The organism is Pollutibacter soli (genome assembly GCA_029269725.1).
Classification (GTDB): Bacteria; Bacteroidota; Bacteroidia; order Chitinophagales; family Chitinophagaceae; genus Pollutibacter; species Pollutibacter soli.
This window is the reverse complement of record JARJHS010000002.1, coordinates 868,577-892,015: the sequence shown is the minus strand read 5'-3', so window position 1 is coordinate 892,015 and position 23,439 is coordinate 868,577. Positions and strand designations below refer to the sequence as shown.

Annotated in this window: 21 protein-coding genes; all 21 read right to left on the bottom strand. The window is 42.3% G+C overall.

Translation table 11 applies throughout. The annotated features are described in order from the left end of the window. Positions 1–30: 30 nt before the first annotated feature. The 21 genes from P2W82_RS08290 to DarG all read right to left on the bottom strand — a co-directional run bounded on the left by P2W82_RS08290 (position 31) and on the right by DarG (position 23,242). The gene (locus P2W82_RS08290) at positions 31–672 is read right to left on the bottom strand and encodes a hypothetical protein (RefSeq protein WP_336515396.1); all 642 of its coding nucleotides are present in this window, start codon (positions 670–672) and stop codon (positions 31–33) included. Next, positions 669–1,106, bottom strand: a complete 438-nt coding sequence (locus tag P2W82_RS08285) for a hotdog family protein (RefSeq protein ID WP_336515395.1) — start codon at positions 1,104–1,106, stop codon at positions 669–671. The genes P2W82_RS08290 and P2W82_RS08285 overlap by 4 nt, the downstream gene beginning before the upstream one ends. Next, positions 1,107–1,988 (bottom strand): LpxL/LpxP family acyltransferase, encoded by an 882-nt coding sequence (locus tag P2W82_RS08280; protein WP_336515394.1) that lies wholly within the window; start codon positions 1,986–1,988, stop codon positions 1,107–1,109. It abuts the gene before it with no gap. Further along, positions 1,988–2,245, bottom strand: a complete 258-nt coding sequence (locus P2W82_RS08275) for a phosphopantetheine-binding protein (RefSeq protein ID WP_336515393.1) — start codon at positions 2,243–2,245, stop codon at positions 1,988–1,990. Before P2W82_RS08275 ends, P2W82_RS08280 begins: the two co-directional genes overlap by 1 nt. Before the next feature lie 10 nt (positions 2,246–2,255). Beyond that, positions 2,256–3,476 carry a beta-ketoacyl-[acyl-carrier-protein] synthase family protein gene (locus tag P2W82_RS08270; RefSeq protein ID WP_336515392.1) on the bottom strand — a complete coding sequence of 407 codons (1,221 nt, stop codon included), beginning with the start codon at positions 3,474–3,476 and terminating at the stop codon, positions 2,256–2,258. Positions 3,477–3,797: 321 nt separating this feature from the next. Next, positions 3,798–4,526 (bottom strand): flexirubin biosynthesis SDR family reductase FlxB, encoded by a 729-nt coding sequence (flxB, locus tag P2W82_RS08265; protein ID WP_336515391.1) that lies wholly within the window; start codon positions 4,524–4,526, stop codon positions 3,798–3,800. A 24-nt stretch (positions 4,527–4,550) separates the two neighbouring features. Further along, positions 4,551–6,152 carry a flexirubin biosynthesis tyrosine ammonia-lyase FlxA gene (flxA, locus tag P2W82_RS08260; RefSeq protein WP_336515390.1) on the bottom strand — a complete coding sequence of 534 codons (1,602 nt, stop codon included), beginning with the start codon at positions 6,150–6,152 and terminating at the stop codon, positions 4,551–4,553. Positions 6,153–6,498: 346 nt separating this feature from the next. Continuing rightward, positions 6,499–7,788 (bottom strand): flexirubin biosynthesis putative acyl-CoA ligase FlxY, encoded by a 1,290-nt coding sequence (gene flxY / locus P2W82_RS08255; RefSeq protein ID WP_336515389.1) that lies wholly within the window; start codon positions 7,786–7,788, stop codon positions 6,499–6,501. Between the two features lies 1 nt (position 7,789). Beyond that, positions 7,790–8,164: a holo-ACP synthase gene (gene acpS / locus P2W82_RS08250; RefSeq protein WP_336515388.1), complete on the bottom strand. Its 375-nt coding sequence runs from the start codon at positions 8,162–8,164 to the stop codon at positions 7,790–7,792. Continuing rightward, a complete protein-coding gene (locus tag P2W82_RS08245) occupies positions 8,161–9,837 on the bottom strand; it encodes a C45 family peptidase (protein WP_336515387.1) in 1,677 nt (558 codons plus the stop codon). The genes acpS and P2W82_RS08245 overlap by 4 nt, the downstream gene beginning before the upstream one ends. Next, positions 9,821–11,341: a phytoene desaturase family protein gene (locus P2W82_RS08240; RefSeq protein WP_336515386.1), complete on the bottom strand. Its 1,521-nt coding sequence runs from the start codon at positions 11,339–11,341 to the stop codon at positions 9,821–9,823. The genes P2W82_RS08245 and P2W82_RS08240 overlap by 17 nt, the downstream gene beginning before the upstream one ends. Further along, positions 11,328–15,167 (bottom strand): 1-acyl-sn-glycerol-3-phosphate acyltransferase, encoded by a 3,840-nt coding sequence (locus P2W82_RS08235; protein ID WP_336515385.1) that lies wholly within the window; start codon positions 15,165–15,167, stop codon positions 11,328–11,330. The genes P2W82_RS08240 and P2W82_RS08235 overlap by 14 nt, the downstream gene beginning before the upstream one ends. Positions 15,168–15,213: 46 nt before the next feature. Beyond that, positions 15,214–16,416, bottom strand: coding sequence for a DUF2062 domain-containing protein (locus tag P2W82_RS08230; protein ID WP_336515384.1), 1,203 nt, complete (start codon positions 16,414–16,416; stop codon positions 15,214–15,216). Between the two features lie 105 nt (positions 16,417–16,521). Then, positions 16,522–17,130, bottom strand: a complete 609-nt coding sequence (locus tag P2W82_RS08225) for a hypothetical protein (RefSeq protein ID WP_336515383.1) — start codon at positions 17,128–17,130, stop codon at positions 16,522–16,524. Between the two features lie 163 nt (positions 17,131–17,293). Further along, positions 17,294–18,331, bottom strand: a complete 1,038-nt coding sequence (locus P2W82_RS08220; protein ID WP_336515382.1) for a beta-ketoacyl synthase chain length factor — start codon at positions 18,329–18,331, stop codon at positions 17,294–17,296. Positions 18,332–18,333: 2 nt separating this feature from the next. Beyond that, entirely contained in the window at positions 18,334–19,521 is a 1,188-nt protein-coding gene (locus P2W82_RS08215) for a beta-ketoacyl-[acyl-carrier-protein] synthase family protein (RefSeq protein ID WP_336515381.1), read from the bottom strand. A 7-nt stretch (positions 19,522–19,528) separates the two neighbouring features. After that, the gene (locus tag P2W82_RS08210; protein ID WP_336515380.1) at positions 19,529–19,792 is read right to left on the bottom strand and encodes a phosphopantetheine-binding protein; all 264 of its coding nucleotides are present in this window, start codon (positions 19,790–19,792) and stop codon (positions 19,529–19,531) included. Positions 19,793–19,806: 14 nt separating this feature from the next. Next, the gene (locus P2W82_RS08205; protein ID WP_336515379.1) at positions 19,807–21,084 is read right to left on the bottom strand and encodes an ABC transporter permease; all 1,278 of its coding nucleotides are present in this window, start codon (positions 21,082–21,084) and stop codon (positions 19,807–19,809) included. Then, positions 21,077–21,832 carry an ABC transporter ATP-binding protein gene (locus P2W82_RS08200; protein ID WP_336515378.1) on the bottom strand — a complete coding sequence of 252 codons (756 nt, stop codon included), beginning with the start codon at positions 21,830–21,832 and terminating at the stop codon, positions 21,077–21,079. The genes P2W82_RS08205 and P2W82_RS08200 overlap by 8 nt, the downstream gene beginning before the upstream one ends. After that, the gene (darH, locus tag P2W82_RS08195; protein WP_336515377.1) at positions 21,829–22,845 is read right to left on the bottom strand and encodes a BtrH-related acyltransferase DarH; all 1,017 of its coding nucleotides are present in this window, start codon (positions 22,843–22,845) and stop codon (positions 21,829–21,831) included. Before darH ends, P2W82_RS08200 begins: the two co-directional genes overlap by 4 nt. After that, the gene (gene DarG, locus P2W82_RS08190; protein ID WP_336515376.1) at positions 22,835–23,242 is read right to left on the bottom strand and encodes a flexirubin biosynthesis protein DarG; all 408 of its coding nucleotides are present in this window, start codon (positions 23,240–23,242) and stop codon (positions 22,835–22,837) included. Before DarG ends, darH begins: the two co-directional genes overlap by 11 nt. Positions 23,243–23,439: the final 197 nt, after the last annotated feature.

The following is a 23,439-nucleotide window of genomic DNA, read 5'->3' as shown; positions in this document are numbered from 1 at the left end:
TGACTTATTCCAGTTATCAGAATACAACAACTAACTGCCATATCTGGATTTCCATTCGTTGAATTTTTTCTTCTTCACATCGTCAATAACATCTTTAATCGGAACGGCCCAATAATTTCTCCAACTGAAAGCCATTCCTGTTTTTCCTTCCAGTCGCTGAGTCAGTAACACTTTTTTTGTGGCGATATCAACAAATGTCCACCACATAGCAGCAGCCTTCTTCGATTTACTGAGTGATTCAACAACAATCAACAGACCAATTCCTTTGTGATCTCCAAAATCAAAGCCGGATACCAGCGTCTGAATATCTGCTTCTTTCAAGCGATCATAATCTGCCGAATTGGATGATTTAATGTCATCAGGTTTTACTGCACGGTTCCTTTTCGAAACGAAACCAAGATCACTGGGAAGATCAGTTCTTTTTACTGCACCTGCGATATCATATTTTTTTGCTTCGCTCACCATGAGATCGTTCAGGCCATCAAACTGGCGGTCAACAATATCATTTGCATTCGCCTCTGCGTCGTTAATGATTTTCACTTTGGTAAAATCAAGACCGTAGTAAAATATCGGTTTAGAAGGATCAAAAATATCTTTTACGGATTGTGCATTCAGTGAGAGCGAAGCAATCACCAGAAATGCCGTCGTTAATAATAGTATCTGCTTTCTCATTTTGATGTGATTTTATTGTCTGGTAATAAAAAAATTTTCATTTCGCAGCTTGCTACCAGTCTGCCTTCACAGGACACTTGTCCGGAAATGAGTGTGACATCAAATATCTGATTTTCTATTTTAATGTTTGTTTCAAGCAAAGATCCATTAGAGGGGAGTTCAGTAATTTTCAGATTTGTTACTGCACCAATAAATCCTGTTTTAACAGGTTCATTTTTATTCAAAGCCACAAAGCCGGCATGCGCTGCGGCTGTTTGTGCAATGTTTTCCACCAAACCGCCTTCTGAAAAACTGTTCTCGTCTAATAAAACATTGTCAGCCCGGATGGTAAATTTTGTGGAGCACGTATCATCAGTCACATTTACCAGTTCATCAACCATAACAAAGTTAGGACGCTGAGGAATCAGTGATAATATGTTGGGAAAATTGCTCATTTATGCCTGCCAGAAATTGTAGAAATTATACCATTGGTCTGGGTATAGTTTCACTTTTTCTTCCATATCTGCCGCAAATTTATCAACCATTAGTTGCATTCCCTTTGTTTTTTCCTTGCTATAATCGTCGAGGAGTTGAGATCCGTATAAATAATAGTGAAATTTTGTTTGTTTCATGGCAAAAACAAAAGTGACAGGCACTTTAAAAGTCTGAGCAAGTACAAAGGGGCCTATCGGGAACCTTGCCTTTGAACCTAAAAAATCTGTACTGATGGTTTTATTACCTTCAAGAAAACGATCAGCATGCATACAGATCAGTTCGTTGTTTCGCAATGCTTCGCTGATGGCATAGATATGAGATAAATCTTCTTTTAGTACGATCACCCCTACCTGCCAATCGCCGGTAACGCCGGTAATATATTTCCTGATGGCTTCATCTTCACCATCAAACAAAACAATATTGATTTTTGTTTTCAGCCGCCGGAGCAGGTTTCCAGCCACTTCCCAGTTCCCGATATGAGCGCTCAGTAAGAGACCGCCCCTTCCTCTTGAAATCATTTCATGAAGCAGGTATTCATCATCAAAATTGAATGAAAGTCGGGTAGGTATTCCCGAGAGTACTGCAATTTTATCAATAATCGATTCTCCAAACCGCACATAGTTCTTATACACATGGGTAACCGCCTTACCAGGAGAATAATGCATCCGATCACGAAAAAAGCGATAAGAGATCCGTGAGGATTTAAATGAAAAAACCAGGTAATAGAAGGCTACCAGATGCAGTAAGGCATAAGCAGGAGTGAGACCAAGATGTTTTAATGTTGCTACGAATATTCTGTAACCTAAAGGTGTTCCCCTGGATTTACCTTGCCATAAAGGCATTATGCGAAGGCTTTAGCATTTACTTTTGAAATGACGTAGTCATAAAAATCCTGGAAAGTGACGATGCCAGCAAAATCTTCCGGTTTTACCTTAAATGAAAAATTGCTTTCGATTACCACCACGAGGTCGATATAGTCCAGGCTATCCAGTTCTAAAGTTTCTTTGAGCTTTGCTTCCGGCCGGATGTTTTCAGCATCTTCTTCAAACTCTTCAACGAGGAAGGCATTAATCCTCTCTATTATTTCTTCAGGGCTCATAAGCATCTGTTTAATTCAATTTTCTGATAATCAATGACGAATTAGTTCCACCAAACCCAAATGAGTTGGACAAAAATACGTTTATATCTTTTTCTATAGTACTATTTACTATATTCAGTTTCGACGAGTCTTCGTCAGGATTTGTGAAATTTATATTCGGTGCAATGAAAGAATTTTCCATCATTAACATGGAGTAAACAATTTCACTGGCACCTGCCATCCAGCATTCGTGTCCCGTCATCGACTTGGTCGAACTCACATAAGGCCTAGTTTCGCCAAACACCTCATCAATCGCTTTCGCTTCGCTGGCATCTCCGGCGGGCGTACTGGTCGCGTGAGCATTGATGTACTCAATGTCCTTTGCCTGCAGACCCGCGTCTTTCAGAGCCATCTGAAGCGACCTGACGGGGCCATCTACTGTCGGGTTAGAAATATGCGAACCGTTGGATGAAAATCCGTAGCCTACTACTTCCGCCAGGATCTTCGCGCCTCTTTTTTGTGCCGACTCAAGACTTTCGAGTATCACAGTTGCGCCGCCACCGCTGGGAATTAGTCCGTCCCGATCGCGATCAAAAGGCCGTGATGCTTTCTCTGGTTCCGATTCGTGAATGGAAAAGGCCGACAATGCGTCAAAACTTCCCATCGAAAAATGACCCGTTTCCTGGGCGCCACCACAAATAATACAATCCTGCAGACCGGTTTTGATGAAATGGTATCCAAGGCCTATAGAATGCGAACCACTTGCGCAGGCAGCACTGATGGTAAAGTTGACTCCCCTTAATTTAAAGATCGTTGCCAGGTTCATGGTCACCGTACTGTTCATCGTCTGGAAAACATAACCTGACCCAACCAACATCGTATCCTTTTTTTCGCGGATAATATCGTTGGACTCAATAACGGATTTTGCCGAACTATCATTGCCATAAAGGATGCCTATTTCATGATTCTGAATATAATCGGCATCAATTCCCGCCATTGCCAGCGCTTCCACGGTGGCTATATAGGCGTACTCACCCTGCTCAGGCAGCATGATCCTGGCCCGCCTGTCGAGCATTCCCTTTAAATTGGGTTTTTCCAGATAGCCCGTCAATCCGGACCGGTATCCGAATTCTTTTCGAACGGGATCAAAAACGATCCCGGATTTTCCTTCGTACAACGAGTTCCTGACTTCCTCTAGGTTTTTCCCGATGCAGGAGTAAATTCCCATTCCCGTAATCACCACTCTGTTCATATGCCGCCTGACTTGTCTGAAATTAAATTAACCTGCATACTATTTATAAAACCCGATCCGGGAGAAACAATTTTTACTGATAATGTCTTCATATGTAACGCTTAATCTCATCACATATTAGTGAACACCCTGATAAATTCTTTATTTTCCTGAAAAACAGTTTCCTCACCGCAGGAAATGGCAAATTACGTTTTTAGTATCTGAAAACGGGGGAATTTATGCCCCGTTTGCAGTTGCAAATTACGTAAACATTAAACCGCTTTTGTAGTTTAAAACACGAAAAATGATGTTGATTTTTAGCAGCTTAATAGGTTACACCGATCAGGTGTAGAGACCGCCATTTACCGAAATAACTTCACCAGTGATATACCCGGAACGTGGAGAAGCGAGGAATGCTACGGTATGCGCGACTTCATCCGCTGTACCAAAACGCCTGACGGGAATATGCGCCTGCAATTCTTTTTCATTCATTTCTTCCGTCATGTCTGTTTTAATAAAACCCGGTGCAACTGCATTCACTGTTATACCTCTCCTCCCGACTTCCTGTGCCAATGCTTTTGTTGATCCGATTACACCAGCTTTTGCAGCCGAGTAATTTACCTGTCCTGCCATGCCTTTGATTCCGGAAAGAGACACTACATTAATGATCCGGCCATACCGACGAAGCAACATATTATTCAACACCAAACGGGTAACAAAGAAGAAACCATTCAGACTGGTTCCAAGCACCTGGTCCCACTGTTCATCCTTCATCCACATCATCAGTCCGTCATCCTTAATACCCGCATTGTTAACCAGTACTTCAATTTCTTTATCCTGGTTTTTCTCTATCCATCCACCCAATACTTCAGTAATCTGGTGACGATCAGCTACGTCAAAAGCAATAATCTCACCATCCGCGCCCCTGGCCCTCACCTGTTCCAAAGTGTCCAATGCTTCTTTCTCGTTGCTGCGATAGTTAATGAGAATAAAATAGCCATGGGTGGAAAGTTCAATGCATATGGCTTTTCCGATACCACGGGATCCGCCAGTGACCAATGCGCATTTCATGTACTGGAATTTATTTTATGAAGATCAGCGTTCGGTTGTTGTGCTGTCGAGAACACCATTGGTGCTATAGCTGGTAGCACGGTTTCCTGAAATCAACGGAGCAACAGTTTTGAAATGATCCCTCAGTTTCTGCAAGTCTTTATATTTAGGGAAATCTTCAACAAACACAGGGAACAACTCGCGTACTTCACGATATAATGCCTTTGTGCGGGCAGACAATTTATCAACACACTCCAGATAATCGATCGCCTGTACCACGGACATCATCTGGATCGTCAGCACCTCAAAAGAATTATCGATGACCTTTTTTGTCATGATCGCTGCGTTACAGCCCATGCTTACAATATCCTGGTTGTCGTTGTTGTTAGGGATACTGTGCACGTACATCGGGAATGACAAGGTCTGATTTTCGGCAACAGTTGAAGTGGCGGTGAACTGCATACCCTGCATACCAAAATTGAATCCGAGAACTCCAAGGTTTACAAACGGCGGAAACTTCTGGTTCAGCTTTTCATTCATCAGATAATTGAGCTGACGTTCAGAAAGCATTGACAGTTTCGTAATGGCGATTTTCAGTTTGTCCATCTCCAGCGAAACATAATCGCCGTGGAAATTACCGCCATGAAAAATATTGTGATTCTGATGATCAATAACCGGGTTGTCGTTGACAGAATTCAATTCATCTGTCACGACTTTTTCCGCCTGGATAATTGTATCATAAACTGGTCCCAATACCTGCGAAACGCAGCGGAGTGAATAGTATTCCTGGACCTTGTCTTCAAATTTTTCCTGGTTTAAATTTTCAGGATTGTATAAATGTTGTGAGCGATCCCGGATCATTTTACTGTCCTGCAAAATATCACGCAGCATTGCAGCGATCCGGTTCTGACCTTTGTGTTTTTTAACTACGTTTAACTCATAACTGTAGTGATCATCAAAAGCTTCCACAATTTCATTAATCATTGCTGATAACATCACTGACCATTCCAACAGCTTTGTTGCCTGGATGATGTTCACCATTCCAATGCCCGTCATAGCAGAAGTTCCATTAATCAAGGCAAGACCTTCCCTGATGTGAATGTGGAGAGGCTTTATTCCCAGCCTGTTAAAAACATCCGCAGTCGGCTGAACCTTTCCTTCATAAATCACTTCGCCATCACCAATCATTACCAATGCGAGGTGAGCAAGTTGAACAAGGTCGCCGCTTGCACCTACTCCTCCATGATCATAAATACAGGGAGTAACATTTTTATTTATAAGATCTTTTAATAATTGGACTGTTTCAACATGCACTCCTGAAAAAGCCTGGATCATGCTGTTGAGCCGGGCCAGCATCAGCGCTTTCACCAATACCGGGTCGAGCAGATTGCCACCGCCTGAACTATGACTTCTGATAAGATTGTACTGAAGCTGCAGCAAATTTTCCTCGCTCACTTTATACTGCGCCATCGGACCAAAGCCAGTATTAATACCATAAATGAGTTTATTGGACGAAAAGCCGCGCAAAAACTTAAAGTTTTCGGCAACATTGTCCACCGCTTTCTCATCCAGAACAATCTGCTTATCCCGGAAAAGCACATCTACAAAGTCTGCACTCGTCAATTCCCGTCCGCCAACATGAGTCATGATATTGGGTAATTTTTCAATTTAACCGTAAAGTAATAAAACGTGCGAAATTAAGGTAAAGATCGGAAATAGGCAGCAGGGAGCGGGCAGCAGGCAACAGATAAATGTGAGACCCTGTCTATTTAATCTGAAATCCTACGTCGTAATCAAAATGGATAGTCGAAACAGGAGCGGAAAATCACCGGAAACAGCTTTACGAATTCGGAATATTGCCGATGAATTTGCTTACCCTGACGTCGTGAAAAATGAAGTATCGACTTTACCCATCCGAAATTATCTGACAAACTTCAACGATTTTCATAACCTGGTTCTGATTAAATCTTTGTACAGATTTTGAAGAAATAATTCATCTGCGGTCAATGAATTTAACAGCCTTTCTTCCCGATTCCGGAAATTGCATCGCTCGTATTTCATCTTTTGTAACGTATCGTACATGCGGACTGACCCTTAACCTTGCCTGGAGATAAGCCCTGATCTTTCGATCAGTTTCTTCTGAATAATTAACTGCCTCCAGATGCAGTAAAACTTCATCCATACCGATATCGTTTGAGTATACCTCAGCAACAAAATCGGCAACCTCTTCCATTTCATTCAACAGGTCAAACAAAGCAGGTGGATACAGGGTTGTGCCCTTGTATTTGATCATCTGTTTTTTTCTGCCTATGATCGGTGAAAGCCGTACTGTGTTCCTGCCGCAGGAACAGTGGTCATTCACATACATACAAACATCACCTGTCTTATACCTGAGCAATGGCATTGCTTCAACACCCAATGTCGTGATCGTCACCTCTCCGGCTTCACCCGGCCCGACAGGTTGATCATTTTCATTTAAGATTTCAAGAATCAACAGTTCTGGTTGCAAATGACCACCACGACCTTCATTGCATTCCGTGAAAGCCGTTTGCATTTCTGTTGAAGCATAAGTCGAATACAATTGAATATCCCAATGCCCGGTAATCTTCTTACCAAGCATGTTCAATGAGAAATCTGTATTTCGGATATTCTCTCCGATACACACGGCTTTTTTTACCGAAGTTTTATTGATGTCAATGCCGTGTTCGAGTGCAAACTGAATCAGTTTTACAATGAAGGAAGGCACCGCGACAATAGCTGTCGGTTTAATGCGCACAATTGTCTCCCATTGCAAGGAAGGCACTCCGGGACCCAGCCTTATAATTCCTGCCCCCAGCTTCCGTATACCTGAATAGTAAGCCATGCCCGCCATGAACTGGCGATCAAGTGTTAGCATCAGCTGATACACGTCGTCTGGACGACCTCCTGCGCAGACAAATGACGAATACTCGTTGTGTGCCAAACGATTCAGATCATTATCCGTCAGCATTATGGTTACCGGACTACCAAGCGTACCCGAAGTAGAGCTATACTCAATCACTTTATCCCTCGGCACACAAAGAAAATCCAGGTTTCGTTGCTGCAGATCTTCTTTTGTTGTAAGAGGAATGCGGGTCAGATCTTCGAGTGTGCAGATCTGATCGGGAGCAATATTGTGATGTTTAAAAAGTTCCTTGTAAAACGGAGAATTCAAATGCAGATAGTTAATCAGCTCCCGTAATTTTTCTTCCTGGAATTTCCTGATGACGTCTTCCTTCTGAAATGAAAGCTGATTCTGCTGCATATTAACTTTCGATAATAACTATTGCTGTTGCTACTGTTTTGATATGAGACAAAGAAACAATGATCTTTCCAAGTTTTAATGATTCTACAGTCTTTGCAGTTTCTCCTTTGAAACGAAGGTGCGGACATCCTTCTGTATCATGTACAATTTCTATTTCGTTAAATGCAGTACCGTTTTTCCAACCCGTGCCAAGTGCCTTAAAGAATGCTTCTTTTGCAGCAAACCTCGCGGCGTAGTGTTCAGCGCAATGTGTTTTGCTTTCGCAATAATCAATTTCATCCTGCGAAAAAACGAGCTCACGAAACCCACTGTCCTTCCCTACTTTGAGGGCGATCCTTTCCACTTCGATCATATCGATCCCAATCCCGCGGATCATAAGCTTTTTTCTATTTTACGGCCAGTCTTTTCCATTTGCCCGTGAATATAGTCGTATTCTTTTTTTGTAGCAATTTCCTTGGTAAGCGCCTTAGCATAAAACTGCATCGCTTTCTGATAGTCCTCCTTTCTGAAACTTTCATCGCCCGCCAGGACCCACGCATGATAGTACTCAGGATTGGAAGCCACGATGCTGTCGGCGTTCACCGGCTGATGGTCAAGTATGCGTTTCCGGTAGCTCCGGAATCTTTCAAAATCGGCGAATGATTTCGTCTGCAAGAAGCTATCTGCTGGTACACGGAGTGAACTATCGGAAATCTCTTCATTACTGGATTTTCCTGCAAGTCCAAAAACCTTATTTAAATCATATGCTACATATTCTCCCAGCTGCCATGGTGATGTTGATACCCATACCAGTCTTTTCTCCGGTTCAAAAACAATGGAGTGATGAGCAATCAGCTGGTTGATGGCCTTCTCATTCCCCATACCGATATTACGATTATTAATCCCTTTCTGATCGCGCAGGATACCGATGGTTTTTTCCACTGTATTTTTTCCATTGGAATCAAGCAACTGCTGCAGACGTTTATACCTGTATTCCGAGGCACTCTCATGTATCTGTTCCTGGTTTTCGACCGTATTTACCAGTGACGATCCCTGGAAATGATTAGCACAAACGATATAGTCTTTTCCCGGATCATATACATCCATTGCTTCCGGCGTCTTCTCAATGACGACAGCTTTATGATCTGCGGCTGAAGCGACAAGGAAAGATTCTGATACAAACATCTTGCGGCTGGCTGCAATCTTTTTCGCTTCTTCTATATTGCCGGCATACTGCAGGATCTCTCTTGCAACAAGGGATACAGGTGTTTCCGCGCCGGAAGGAATTGCTGTTTTTGCAGCATTGATAGTTACTGTCAAACCTTTTTCATTCATGCCGGAGACTGCACCGATAAACCCTCCCCAGGTTACAGTCATAAACCTGTTTCCTGTGGATGGATGATAAAATGCAACGATCTTGTCGGTTGCGAATTTGTCGCCTACATAAAAATCAAAATTGCGACCGATGATCATTGTACCATCAGCCGACAGATTATCCCAGGTACCAAAAGATGTACAACCCACCAGTGCCATACTCTGCAAGGCATGACCGATATCATGTGCTGCGTGGTAATTTAAGATTCGCTGGTAGGGAGTTCCAATGTATCCGAAGTCACCTGATGCAGATTGCGAAACGCCGTAAATTTCTTTTCTATATTCATCACTGACATTTTTATCCAGGTGGCGGTTAAACCACCCGACGAAATATTTCAGAAAGTGCAGGTAAGATTTTGATGGAATCATTTTTGAGATCTGTTCATTGAAATAGATCTCCTGGTTTACGACAAGCTCTTTACTTAATTTCCCGTTAATCACACCCATTTCATATGGATTTCCCTCCACGTACATTTCATACAATCCTGACTTACTTTTTCGAAACCAACTGTTCTTTAAGGTATAAAAACCCTCTCCTTTATCTTCTCTTTGCCACGTATCTGCAGCCCGGTTGGTGATTAATGGTGGTTCTGTTTTTGAAACAATACTTACATAGATAAAAAGACCAAGACACAATAAAAGTATTGTCCCGATGAAATATAAAACCCAACGGAATATTTTACGCGTTTTCGGCATTTCGGATTTTTTCCACAACAGAATCATTTCCCATGACTGCAGTCGTTGTTGATAAAGCACTGATGGTTGCACCAAGAATTCCGTGCAGGTTCAGGTTCTGTCCCGTAAGAAAAAGGTTGGATACATGAGTTCTCGGCGGAATCAATGTTTTTAATGGCTCGCGATAATCCTTCGCAATTCCATATAAGGATCCATCATCATTTCCGATATAGTCACGATAAGACAGCGGAGTAGCTGAATAAATGGCTTCAATATTTTCCCGTATACCAGGAAAACGTTCAGCTACGCAATCCAGCAACTTCTCTTCCTTAAGTTTTTTGAACTCCTGGTACTCTGCAGTTCTTTCGGACGGATACAATGTTGTATTGAAAGTATCTCCCCATTGCTCAACTTCTTCGAAATGCATATAAGTTATTATACTTACTGATTCGGCCCATTGATGATTATCACGTTGCGGAGTGAAGAACACTCCATATCCCAACGGCCAGTTGTCCTGCGTATATTCATCGAGTGACCATAACTTTCCTTCCTTATGAAAATAAGTATTACTGCTCTGGTAGGGAACTGTATTTTTCTTCAGAACGATATTGAGTGTAAATGAAGAAACGGTATTCTTAAGACTTTCGAGACGATGCTGATAGGCAGGTTTAATGCGGAGACCTTCCAGCATTTCCAAAGTTTTCATAGGATGGAGATTAGAAATGAAAACAGCAGCATAGATTACATTTCCATCAGCTAAAGTAACATGGGTTGCCTCTTTTCCATCTCCAACTATTTTCTTCACTTCTGTATTTCGCAATATTACTCCTCCTCTTTCACGGATATTTGCAGCAAGAAATTTACCAATCTGCGATCCGCCGTTGAGACATTTCCATGAACTTTCGATATAGTGATTCTGTATCAATGCATGTACATACAAAGGAGTTTCATTTCCGCGGCCGGCATAAAGAATATTATTTCCGCCGAGCACAGCCCGCAGCTTTTCATTTTCCGTACACGACTTTATAAATCGTTCCGTATCCACTTCCATCGCTTCCGTCTTCTCGGCAAAAGATCCTCCCGAACGTAAGTTGTACAAAGGGAAACGAAGACATATCCCGCGAAGCGTATCGCGATACTTTTTTAATCCTGGTTCTTCTCCGGGAAAATCCCTGAGAAGCGAATCATAAAACTGATCCCAACCCTGTGCAAGCGAATACACTTTCGGATCATCCCCGATAATTATCTTATCAAAAGCATCTTCATTTATCCTCTCCAGGTGTAGCTTCTCCATCAATCCCAGGTAGTCGAAAATCCGGTACAGATTCTGTCCCTTTTCCAAACCACCGATATAATGTACCCCTGACTCGAATATCCTTTTATCCCTGGAAAAACTCTGCAGGCAGCCACCCAGCTGTTTATTTTTTTCAATTATGCACACCTGGTAACCTTCCCTGCTCAGGAGATCGCCGCAGACCAGGCCGCCCATACCACTACCTATGATCACAATGTCAAACCGATGCATAGTTTACGTCCTTCTCCTTTTTCAAAATGAACAACATATTCGAAGTATACTTCGTCTCATCAATTTCAGTAATCTGCAAACCATAATTCCTCGCCAGTTCGCGAACCATTTCACCGGATAAGAAAGACAAGCCTTTTGCAGATGTTTTATTAAACCCGATCAGCTTTGTTGAAAAGAATTCAGTCAACACAGTGCCCTTATGTTTTTCCACCAACTCTTTATTGCCATCGCGAATCACGATTGTACCTCTGACATTCAATTGCCGGATGCATTTTTCGAGGATTAATTTCTGCTGCCCCGGCTGAAGATAATGCAACATATCGGCAAGAATGATACAATCATAGTTTCCGAACCGGAACTGCATTATATCTGCGGTTTCAAAATTGATTTCTTCGTTTCTGCTGAAGCAATGCCTTGCTGTTGAAATCTTGTCATCATCAAAATCGATACCTGTAATTTCTCTTTCCGCGGAAGAAAAAGCCAGCATATAACTCATAAAACCATAACCACATCCGACATCCAGTATCTTCCCTTTTTTCGGAACGATTTCATTAAATGATTTGTAGTTTTTTTCAAGCCTGGTCTTTATGCGCATGTACCATTCCAGCACAGGCCCCTTATAGATAAAATTGTATTTCAGCTTCTCCCTGAAATAATCGGGTGTTTCAATTTCAGCCTTCAGATTCGCAAACTCTGATCTGAAAAATCTGCCAATCAATTTTGCACGTTCTGCATAACCCTGGCCAAAACGATTGTCATCAGGTGTAATCCTGGGAAGTATCTTCAAAGAGATTTGTCCATTCTTCAGAAGAAAATCTCCCTTCGTCATCGTATATCCCGTACCATGTATAACTACAGGAATGATGTCGAGGTTCAGTTGCTCAGCTAAAAAGAAAGCTCCTTTGTGAAATCGCTTCATTACACCATCCGGTGTTCTGGTACCTTCCGGAAAGATTACTACCGAATAGCCTTCTTTCACTCTTTCAGCTATCTGCCCGATGCCATTTTCTACTCCACGTGCAACGGGAAAATAATCGGCCATCCTGACCACAGCACCAAATACAGGAGAGTTCCAAACCCATTTATTTGTAAAAAGAATGAGCTTGGGATGAAGCATAATCATGCATAATATGTCAAGGAAGGATTGATGATTCGCAATTAACACCGCTGGCTTTTTGAAGTCCTCATTGGTTGTATTGAAAATTTTTTTCTCATGGTTGCCCATGATGTACATCACTGACCAGCAATATTTTGAGATTACCCGGTGATAAAACAATTTTACTTTTTCTTTTCCGAACGGTTTGAACAGGTACAAAACCAAACCGAGTAGTGTACATAATATGCAACCGAGTACAAAATAGGTAAACGCAAAAACGGAGGTGAGAAATCCTGTAAAGGTCCAGGGGAAATATTTTTTAGCCACCCTGTTGCGGATGATCAAACTAAAAAAGAAGGGAATCATTACCTGTGCAATCAGCGCGACTGATGCAATGCCGATAATAGATATTACAGCGATTGATCTTAATGCCGGATGCTTTGCAAAGATCAGAACACCAAGACCTGTAATAGTTGTTAGTGCAGATAATACTATCGATGACTTGAACGATGCGAGCGTTTTTTTCCCGGCGCGATATTCATTCACAAGGCCGTCCATGATAAACAGACTGTAGTCGTCACCGAGGGCAAAAATCAAAGCAGATATAATGATGTTTACGATATTGAATTTCAGACCCGCCATTCCCATGATTCCCAGTATCCATATCCATGTAATCACCATCGGAATAAATGCCACCAGCGCAAGTTCGATCCGACCATAGGTTATCAGCAAAACAACGAACACAAGGATTGATGTGATCAATGCAATCCTGGTGAAATCCTTGTTCACGATTTCCACCAGTCGGGATGTAATGTATTGTTTGTCCATTACTACCTGCCCTTCTGATTCACCGAGAGCTGCATATATTTCTGCTCTTTTTCCGGGAGCAACTTTTATGAGTGTATACAACGAAACATGATCAGGTGTCTGCGCTAAGTAACCACTCAGAGCTGCATCCGAAATATAGTTTCTGCTGTTCGTATCTGGAATCGTGTAATCTTTGCTGAGTAATTCACGAAACTGTTCAAATGCAGTGGGATTATAACCGAGAGATTTTCCTTCTTTATCAAGCTGCCGGAACAACGATTGTTTTTTCTTCTCATCCCAGAATGTATTCCATCTTGCAACTCTTGTTTTTCTGAGTGAGTCGGAAATCATCGCGGAAGAAAGTCCTGCATATTTCCTGACGGTTCCATTTTTAACCAGGGAGTCAAGGACGCTTTGTTTCTTTTCGCTTCTGCGCAGTGCTTCCTCTAATGTTTTGCCTTCAGTAACGAGATAGACTGATTGCAATGCATCGGCATTTATCCTGCTGATTTGTGATTCGCTTTTCCGGAGAGTTGACGACATGTAATTCATGTTCATCATCTCACTTTCAAAACCAGCCTTGCCCGCATAGAATGAAAAAAGAATGGTCAGGGCAATAATACCCAGTACCAGCCAGCGGTTATATTCAAACCGGTAACCAGAGAAACGATCGATCCAGGATTTGCTTTTGTTAACTGTAACGGGCTGATGATTTTTTTCTGCAGCGAGCGGCGGCAAAAATATCAGCGAAGCCAGTGCGGCGCCAATAAGGCTAAAAGCTGCAAATAATCCGAGATCTGCAAGCATCGCGGAATCTGTAAACTGAAGCGAAAGAAATCCGGCAATAGTAGTAAATCCTCCCACCGTCATTGGCAGTGTGAGGTCACTGATTACCGTCTCCATATTTCTTACATGCCGGTAATGGTTGAATACGTGCAATGAATAATTTACTGCGATACCCAGTACAATCGAACCAGCACCAAGAGCAATAACTGAAATACTCCCATCAATCAAACGAATTGCTGCTAAAGAAAACAATGCACCAAAAGCAACGGGTAACAGGATCAGTAATGGGGCTCTTCTCTTTCTGAAATAAAATGCGAAGAACAACACCAGGAACAAAAGAGTAATACCCTGTGTAAGCATCGCATCCTTTCTTAATTGAAGTGCGTTACCGGTGGAAACAGCTGTTGCGCCAAAATAGCCTGCATCAATATGAGAAAAACCGTTTGCATGATAATGATTTATCAAAGAGTCGAGTCCGCGAAGAAACAACGCATTCTGACCCGTGTTCCCAGGTGGAAAAGATGGAGTGATCATCACCATCAGATCTCTGTGATCTTTTGAAACGAGATAACCGTTGTATAACTCAAGGTTATCATCGGCATTCAGTTTTTCCAGGTTACGCAATGCAGGATAACTGATGCCAACAGGATCACGACTGATGACCTCTCCCATCGCCATACCCATGGGTGATGAAAGTGTACGAATATTTTGCTGAAGCGTTTGATGAATGGCATCTGGAGTGATCAGACTATCGAGCCGTTGGTAATCATTTTCTTCCAGGTAATAGGGAAGATGATCCTGAATATCTTTTACGAGTGCTATAGCATCTTCAGGATCGGCGGCGGATTGAATTGATTTTATATATGGCCTGATGCTTTTGTCAATGGCAGGCAAAAGAACGTCAGCATACGCAACCAGGCTATCGGGTTCAGTCTTCGTAGAATCTTTCAGGCCTATACGCAGTACTAACTGATCCGCAAACTTCGACTCGCGGAAAACCTGGTTTAGTTTAGAAAGCTTTTCATCCGCCGGTAGTATTCTTGAAATATCTTCTTCGAGGTGAATACCCGAAGCGAGCCAGCTAACCACAACGAAACTCAAAACCAGCGCAAGAAAATACGCAGGTTTATTCTTCACAAAAAACTGATATATTTTAAGAAAAATCACAGGGATAAATTATGGCTCAGGCCAGTAAAGGTTTTCTTTTAAAAATTCTGAGCAATAAAAAACTGATTAAACCCAACAATACTCCTGCAGCCAGGGCCAGCGTGCAACTTCCGTAGATATATTGTTCCAGGTTGTTCTTTACCGCTTCAAGGCTGATATCGTTACTGAAGATGATTCTGCTTTGTTGTTCACCCATCCACAAGGCACCCATTTTATAACTCAGGAAAATTATCAGCGGGATCATTGGTGGTATGCTGATGTTGGCAGCGATGATCACCAATGCAGTATTCAATCTGAATAAAACAGAAAAAAAAATGGCCACGACAAGTTGAAAACCCCAGATGGGAACAATTCCCATGAACACACCAAATGCAATTGAGATTGATTTTAATGCGTCAGATTGATTTGGGTTAAAAAGATGCTCGTTAACTGCCTGCCTGAATTTTTTTTTATCAAATAATGTTCTCAAAAAGTTTCTCGGCTTTATATACAAAAAAGTAATCAGTACGAGAATCGTGTTGAGAATACTTATCCTTGTAAAATCCCTGAAAGGTCTAAAATGTGTGATGCGCTTTCCGCCGGGCGCATAATACACGCTGATCGGAATTGCATCCACATGAATCCCTTTCCACGCTGAGCGTACCAGCACTTCAATTTCAAATTCATACTTGCGTGTAAAAAATCGCATGCGCCTGATAGGATCTAAAGGATAGAGCCGATACCCGGTTTGCGTATCCGGACATTTGAACCCTGTTTCTACTTTAAACCAGAAATTTGAAAATTTGTGACCAAAACTGCTCTTTCCGGGAATTCCTTCCTGGTCCATATTTCTGGCACCCATAATGATCGTACGCGGAGAGCACTTCATTTTTTCAATAAATGCCGGTAGATCTTTTGCGAAGTGCTGACCATCAGAATCTATCGTAATGGCATTCTCGAAACCCAGCACAATTGCACGTTTAAATGCCTGCCTCAACGCCCAGCCCTTACCCTTATTTACCGGGTAATTTACCAATTCTATGTTCCTGAATTCCTTCAATATTTCTGAGGTGTTGTCGGTTGATCCATCATTCACCACAATGATATTGGAACTGTACTCAGAAACATCGCGGATAACCTGTGGGAGTGTGCCTGCATTATTGTAGGTAGGTATAATGACACAGGTTTTTGTGTCATCAAAATCAGCTTTAAACACAGGAACTTCGGTGCTCGACGGCATAGTCTGCAAATTACGAAAGGTTCAACGTTGAACGTACAACGTTCAACGAAAAAAGCCGGTCAGAGTAACCTCGTGCCCGGCTGATGAATATCTTTTAAATAATGATTAACCTTTGGTGCTCTTGCGGAAATATTTACCCAGGGCCTTGCCTGCATCTGCATAACATTCCATAATGCGTCCACCGGTATCAAAATCGTAACCGCCGAATGTGCGACCAAGTGCATTGTCAACTTTAATTTTTGCGATCACTTTTGCAGGATTCGCAGTTTCCACCACGAGTACTTCAGCGTCGATCTGTGCATTTTTACGCATAACTCCCACATTGAAACCAGGTTCAGTGAAGATGGTTCTAAAGATCAGTGTGTATTTCGCGGGAGTTTTTGAGTTGTAAGTAATTGTCTTTTCAAACTCGCGCTCAAAAAGCTCGTTGAACTTAGGCTCGAATTTATCTTTACGATCGAGTACCCAGTTTTTCGCCCAGTTGTCGCCACGACCTGGTTCTTTTTTATTGTACTCTTCCGTCTTTTTTGCAATGTATTCTGATTCTTTGTCAAATTTTCCGACACTCATATTATCATAACTAAATTGAATATTGAGTGCAGTTTCATTTTCCAGAACTGAGAGATCACCTTCCACCAGTTTTAATTTCTGTGCCTGGGTACTGGCGGCAGCAAACAGCAGAAAACCAGTCATTACTGATAATACCTTTTTCATAGCTTGTCCTTTTTCAAAAATTTTTATTTGATTTAAAAATCTCAATACTGATTTACGGATCGCCAGTAATAACTGGAAGGCGTAAATATTATTGTGGTTTTTAATTACTAAAACACACTTCTTAAATAATTGTGACAAATGGAAAAAGAAAAAGGAAAAATTTTTATGGTAATTGAACGAGGATAAAGCTGTGCTGTTCGCCTTTGTAATTATTATAAATCACTGCGTTGCGGTAAGACGCAATTCCACGCCGGGAAATAAAGGCTGAATCTGGTAAAGAATTTAATTTGTTGATGGAGACGGCAAGCCATAAAGCAAATCCTGTAGCTGTTGGAAATTCACCACTGAATTGTTTGAAACGAAGTATATCAGCACCTGCGGGAGTGGTTTCCTGTATGGCTTTATAAAATGGAACTATTCTGCTATCACCATTGTCGCCGGAAATGATGAGTTCGGGAGATTCTTTGCCGAAATGCAAGTCAAGAAATTCTTTCCAACGGTCAGATAATTCGATTATCTCCTTCGTATGAATTGTCTCTACTGCTTCGATTGCTGCAATTGCATTGGTTCCTTTTCCGCTGACCCTGAACATCGCGGCGCCTTCACCAGCTATAGAGCCTGGAGTAGCAGACGTAAATAAATTTTCAGAAGAAGCATCAGCTGTTTTGTACCAGCCGCCCAGCCTTTCAATATTGTAATTGTATGCAGAAATTTCATCCACGCCGCCTACAAGCCATTCTGCATCGGGTTTTTCTTCACACATCATCATCGCATCCAGCAAGGCCATTTCAAATGCAAGGCCGCGGTGTACATGCGTAATGTTGTAACCTGTATTTTTTGTCATCAGTCCGATCTGCGAAGCGACAGCATTCGGTGTGCTCTGCACAAAATTTCCCGGGGTAAGCATTCCCTCTTCATACTGCACGATCTGGTTGAGGAATTTTATGCAATCCTCCATTCCTCCTATAGCTGTTCCGAAAATAATTCCGTTGGGCTGACCCGGTTTTAATAATGGAAGTGCGGCCCCTACTCCCATGCGCACGGCTTTCCCCATTCTCCTCAGGATATTTATTGGAATGCCGGAATAATCAGGTTCAATAGAAAGCAATTTTCCATCCACCGAATTTTTATCAAATGACAACGCTTCACCTCCGTAGGTTTTCTGCGGTGAAATACAACTCGTATGGTGGATGTACAGCATGTTCAGGAGCGGGAGAAAATTAATGATGTACAATTGCCACCGAAGCCGAATGAATTCGTCATGACATGTTCAATGACATACTTCCGATATTCTCTGTTCGGTATTAGCCCGGTTTCAGGAATTTTATTTTCAAACTGCAGGGCGGGATATATTTCCTGGTTCGTCAGACAGAGTATGCTGAATATTGACTCGAGTGATCCTGCTGCCCCCAGTGTATGACCGGTATTCCCTTTTGTTGAACTGAATGCTGGTTGATTTTCAAAAAGGCGCTGCATAGCGACACTTTCAACAAGATCATTGTTTTCTGTACCTGTACCATGTGCGTTTATGTAACCGATATCTCCAGGACTCAACGATGCTTTTTGCAAAGCCCCATGCATCGCATTATATGGGCCGACCCCGGTATCTGACAACGATGATGGATGGAACGCATCATTTGCATTACAGTAACCTGTTAAAGTTGCGTATGACTTTTTATTCTGAGCCACATCTTCTGATTCGAGTACAACATAAGCCGCTGCTTCTCCGAGATTGAGTCCTTTACGTGATTCATCGAATGGCCTGCACAATTCATTGGATAGTATATGCAGAGAGTTGAATCCATTGATCGTGAATTTTGCGAGGCAATCTACCCCGCCGGCGATTACCCGGTCTGCTCTTCCTGTTTTTATCAATGCTGCACCAAATGCAATTGCATTGGCCGAAGATGAACAAGCTGTATTGATGCTGTTCACGACACCCCCGATTCCGAAATATTCGCGAAGAAAAAGCGTGGTATCTGCATTATCATAAGCCCCAAGGTAAGGCGAACCAGTATCTGCTGCATTAGCATCATGATAGAGTTCATCTGTAAGGCACATTCCTCCAACGGTTGTAGCATTTATAAATGCTGTAGAACGGCTTCGTAAAATTTTTTCGTCCAGACCGGCATCATCCAGCATCTCCTTCATCGCCATCAGGCCTAGCAAACAGGGCCTGGTAATTCCGGGCTTGGTAAGATTGTATTTCGCTGCGAGGCCGGAATTGTTTTTTTTGATTTCGCCGAAAGGCATCAGTCCCGCAAAACGACTTTGAAAACCCTCGAGTCGGGTGATACCACAGATTCCATTGATCAGTGATTGCCTGTTTTCTGCAACATTGCTTCCGATTGCACTCACTACACCCATGCCAGTTACCAGAATCCTGCTCAAAGCCACATTATTTTGTACGGTTCTTTTCGATATAATCTACCATAGTATTCACATCAACAAGAATCTTCCTGCCTTCTTTAGGATCCTGGATATTGATGCCATATTCCCTCTGTAATAATACGATCAGTTCGAGTGAATCGATAGAATCGAGGCCAAGACCTTCACCAAAAAGCGGCTCATCATCTTTGATGTCTTCAGGCTTCATAGACACCAGATTCAGAAACTGTATGATTTGTTGTTTTAACTGCAGCTTAAGTGCTTCTTTTTCCATGTTAAATTTTAAATTCAAATAAGATTTTTCTTCCGCAACCCCCAGATAGTAATCAGCTGAAACAAAATGGTTATAGCGAGTAAAGGTAAAAGATTCATCATAATATCTTTCAGATTTCCGCCTTCCAAAAACAATCCATAGAATGCTTCAAGACACCAATGCAGTGGCGAAAGGCGGATGATGTAACTGAATGAATCCGGCATTGCAAAACTGGGCACCAGCAATCCTCCAATAGCAGCCAGTAACACAATGGAAACTGCGCCGATACCGTTGGCCTGTTCCTGTGTTTTTGCAAATACTCCGATACAGATTGCAAAACTGACGGCACACCATCCGCAAATCAGCAGAACAACAAAAGTGGCAAAGAGATCATTCGGCAGATTAAGCGCCGGCAGGTGTATGAGTGGAAAAATCCAAACACCTATAGCGAAAATGACCAATGCCTGAATAAGTGTAACTATTAAATAAGTGATCTGTTTGGATATCAGCGATATAAAATATGCTGATGGCAATGTTTTCAATCTTAAAAAACTGCCATTGAGTTTTTCCCTGACGACGCTGCTTCCAAGTGAGATCACCACAAAAAACATGGCGAAGATTGTCCATGCCGGAATATTGTGTTGCGTTGCATTGGGAACATTCCTGCTGCCATCTCTTGAAACAGGTACCTGGTTGATAGCTGTCGTATTGTGAAGGATTTCATTTTCAAGAGCAACAGGCATTGGCTCATCATTCAGTTTTAGGTAAAGACTGTTCAAAATCTGTTTGCTTTCTACAAGAGAAACAGCACTTTTTAAAGCGCCGTGTACTGATTGACGAAAAGATTCCTGCATCACGGGATGATACATCATCGTCAGCGGATCCACTTGAACTTCCATTGAAAGACTATCACCTTCGAGACCGACACTTTTCAATGCTTTTGCCGCAACAACTTTTGCTTTTCCTTTTATCCGGATGGTAAAATCTTCGGGAATCAGTATGGCTACCAATGCATCGTTGGCTTTCATCATCGCGGCAAAATCCGGCTTTTTATCAACCTCCAACGATTGCATCACTTTAAAAATGCCAGCGTCATTGATCGATGCAAGAAATTGTTTACCTGCCTCGCCCGTATCGCGGTTAAGTACTATGAGCGGAATTTTATTATCGTTAACCAGTTCGAATGTACTGTTCTGAATTGCTGTTATCACCACCGCTAAAAGAATGGGCATAAGGAACATCAGCAATAACCCTACTTTGTCCCGGAGAAGAATCCGCACATCTTTTTTTATGGATGAAAGCAGTTTAAACATCACTATCCCTGTATGCTTTACCTGTTAATTTGATAAACAATCCTTCCAGCCCTTCTGCTTCATGGGCTGCAAGGAGATGTTCAAGTGTATCGTGTGCGATTATGTTTCCCTGGTCAATCAGTGCAAAATTATTACACAGGTTTTGCGCCTCAGCGAGCTGATGGGATGTATAGACGAGCGTCGTTCCTCTTCTGTTCAATTCCATCAGGTAGTCCATTATTGCGAAACGTGTTTGTACATCAACGCCCACTGTCGGTTCATCCAGGAATAAAATCTTCGGTTCATGCATTACACTGATAGCGATATTCACCCGACGTTTCATTCCGCCTGAAAACTTTTCAACCTGCTTAGTACGCACATCCCACAGGCCGAGTACTTTCAGCAGCTCTTCTGATTTCTTTTTGATTGCAGGCATTTTCAGGCCCGACATCGCACCGAAGTATTCGAGGTTTTCCAGCGGATCAAGCTCCTGGTAAAAAGAATATTCCTGTGGTACGTATCCTAATACTGAACAGAATGACCTGTTCTTCCTGCTCACTTTCTCGCCAAAAATTTCAATGCTTCCATCAGTAAAATCCAGAATGCCAGTCATGCATCCCATCAATGTCGTTTTGCCGGCACCGTTAGGTCCGAACAAACCAAACCTGTCACCTGCAGCAATTGTAAGATTGATGCCGGTGATGGAATGGTGAGCCTGGCCCGGATACATGAAACTCAGGTTTTCTATCCTCACCGCCGGAAAATTCATGAACGCCATTTGATTTTTTTCAGATCCTGGAAAGCATCTTTTTCCAGTGCAGCAATGGCCATCATCTGATCAGCCATTAAATCGAAATCCTGCTGAGTAGTCAGTCTGCCTTTATATATACCTGCTGCATGAACCGCAGCATTGCGCCAGAGATCACCTGATTTTGTAAACTTTTTTGAAATATCCAATAACTCATCCTGTGGTAGATAGGCATAAGCCTCCTGTAAAAATGCACCGTAGATATAGCGAAATCCACCGCCACCTGTTCCGATTTCTTCCTGCATACGTACCAGCTGAGCGAGATACAATCCTGCATCTTTCAGACCCAGCTTATCCCGCCATTTGCGAATCCGGTTAGCCGTATACACTATCCCGCTCACTCCAGCAATGGGGCCAGGAATATGAAGCATATCACGCACGTTTCGCCTGATGCCGGATTTTATTCCCTCACGGATCTGTTCATCAGTTACAATTTTATTCTCCTTTGGATAATAAAGTTGCCCCTTGGGCGACATCGCGCCTTTTGCAAAACGCACGCGTGTAAGATCAAACTTTGTAAGCGTCGTCACCGATTCCATTACCGGATCACTCACCAGATATTCATCACCTTCACGTCCGTAAATGATGAGGTTATGCGCGTTAAAATGAAAACGATATTCTTTCGGAAAATAAGTGAGATAGTACACTCCTACCTGGCAACCCACAGCAAGTCCCGCCTCTATACATTCGTCGAGACGTTGTTCTGCTTTTTCCTTTGATCGGAAAGTTTCCCTGTGAATCGAAATACCGAGTGACTTGGCTGTACGTTTAAAAATGTGACCGGGCATTGTACGGAATGCGATCGCCGGCCCTTTATTCACTTTTAAAAACGGTATATAAATGAAAAACAGCCCTGAACCAATCCCGAACGATAACGGCTCTGTCAATTTATCTGCGCCAGCTTTTCTCAACAAATTGGTGGTCACGCCATTTTCACAATGTGCAGCCTGCAGATGAACAAAATCATTCTTCATGTACGTTCATGGTTTTGAGGTCGTTCACAGAAATATCAAATGCTTCCGCATATTTCTGCAGCTTTTTATCTGATAATTTCTGAAACACGTCGTATTTTAAATGTCTCTTCACCGTCCATTGCCAGAAACCGGTATAGGACGCAAGAATGGGTACATCCATCAATCTCCATTCCATAAAAAATAACACAGGGCTCGCCTCTTTGCGCACTACCTTATCATGCGCATCTTTTATCCTTTGCTGGATATCATCCCAGGCGAGGCCAAGAGCTGCCGCTTTAACTTCCCATCCTGTACTCAGTGCTGTAGTATAATTTCCGGATTCATCTACGGCATAACATACTTCCCTCGTCAATTTATTCAGTGCGCCATCATCCTGGGGTATTTTATCTTTTTCCATAATACCGGTTTAACGGGACAAATTACTAAAAAAGTAAGTAGTGAGTAGTAAGTAGCGAGCAGGAGTTGAAAGTTATAAGTTTAAGGTTCAGGGTCAGCCCTGTGCGGTAACAAAAATGATTACCTGTATATAAGCTTTAAATCGAATCCGTCATTCGGAAATTGCATGCACATTGCTGCGGTCTGCTACCTGTTGCT

What these genes read in the sequence shown, in the direction of transcription:
- P2W82_RS08290 (WP_336515396.1), bottom strand. Translation starts at nt 672, where the DNA reads ATGAGAAAGCAGATACTATTATTAACGACGGCATTTCTGGTGATTGCT.
- P2W82_RS08285 (WP_336515395.1), bottom strand. Translation starts at nt 1,106, where the DNA reads ATGAGCAATTTTCCCAACATATTATCACTGATTCCTCAGCGTCCTAAC.
- P2W82_RS08280 (WP_336515394.1), bottom strand. Translation starts at nt 1,988, where the DNA reads ATGCCTTTATGGCAAGGTAAATCCAGGGGAACACCTTTAGGTTACAGA.
- P2W82_RS08275 (WP_336515393.1), bottom strand. Translation starts at nt 2,245, where the DNA reads ATGAGCCCTGAAGAAATAATAGAGAGGATTAATGCCTTCCTCGTTGAA.
- P2W82_RS08270 (WP_336515392.1), bottom strand. Translation starts at nt 3,476, where the DNA reads ATGAACAGAGTGGTGATTACGGGAATGGGAATTTACTCCTGCATCGGG.
- flxB (WP_336515391.1), bottom strand. Translation starts at nt 4,526, where the DNA reads ATGAAATGCGCATTGGTCACTGGCGGATCCCGTGGTATCGGAAAAGCC.
- flxA (WP_336515390.1), bottom strand. Translation starts at nt 6,152, where the DNA reads ATGACTCATGTTGGCGGACGGGAATTGACGAGTGCAGACTTTGTAGAT.
- flxY (WP_336515389.1), bottom strand. Translation starts at nt 7,788, where the DNA reads ATGCAGCAGAATCAGCTTTCATTTCAGAAGGAAGACGTCATCAGGAAA.
- acpS (WP_336515388.1), bottom strand. Translation starts at nt 8,164, where the DNA reads ATGATCCGCGGGATTGGGATCGATATGATCGAAGTGGAAAGGATCGCC.
- P2W82_RS08245 (WP_336515387.1), bottom strand. Translation starts at nt 9,837, where the DNA reads ATGCCGAAAACGCGTAAAATATTCCGTTGGGTTTTATATTTCATCGGG.
- P2W82_RS08240 (WP_336515386.1), bottom strand. Translation starts at nt 11,341, where the DNA reads ATGCATCGGTTTGACATTGTGATCATAGGTAGTGGTATGGGCGGCCTG.
- P2W82_RS08230 (WP_336515384.1), bottom strand. Translation starts at nt 16,416, where the DNA reads ATGCCGTCGAGCACCGAAGTTCCTGTGTTTAAAGCTGATTTTGATGAC.
- P2W82_RS08225 (WP_336515383.1), bottom strand. Translation starts at nt 17,130, where the DNA reads ATGAAAAAGGTATTATCAGTAATGACTGGTTTTCTGCTGTTTGCTGCC.
- P2W82_RS08220 (WP_336515382.1), bottom strand. Translation starts at nt 18,331, where the DNA reads ATGCTGTACATCCACCATACGAGTTGTATTTCACCGCAGAAAACCTAC.
- P2W82_RS08210 (WP_336515380.1), bottom strand. Translation starts at nt 19,792, where the DNA reads ATGGAAAAAGAAGCACTTAAGCTGCAGTTAAAACAACAAATCATACAG.
- P2W82_RS08205 (WP_336515379.1), bottom strand. Translation starts at nt 21,084, where the DNA reads ATGTTTAAACTGCTTTCATCCATAAAAAAAGATGTGCGGATTCTTCTC.
- P2W82_RS08200 (WP_336515378.1), bottom strand. Translation starts at nt 21,832, where the DNA reads ATGAATTTTCCGGCGGTGAGGATAGAAAACCTGAGTTTCATGTATCCG.
- darH (WP_336515377.1), bottom strand. Translation starts at nt 22,845, where the DNA reads ATGAAGAATGATTTTGTTCATCTGCAGGCTGCACATTGTGAAAATGGC.
- DarG (WP_336515376.1), bottom strand. Translation starts at nt 23,242, where the DNA reads ATGGAAAAAGATAAAATACCCCAGGATGATGGCGCACTGAATAAATTG.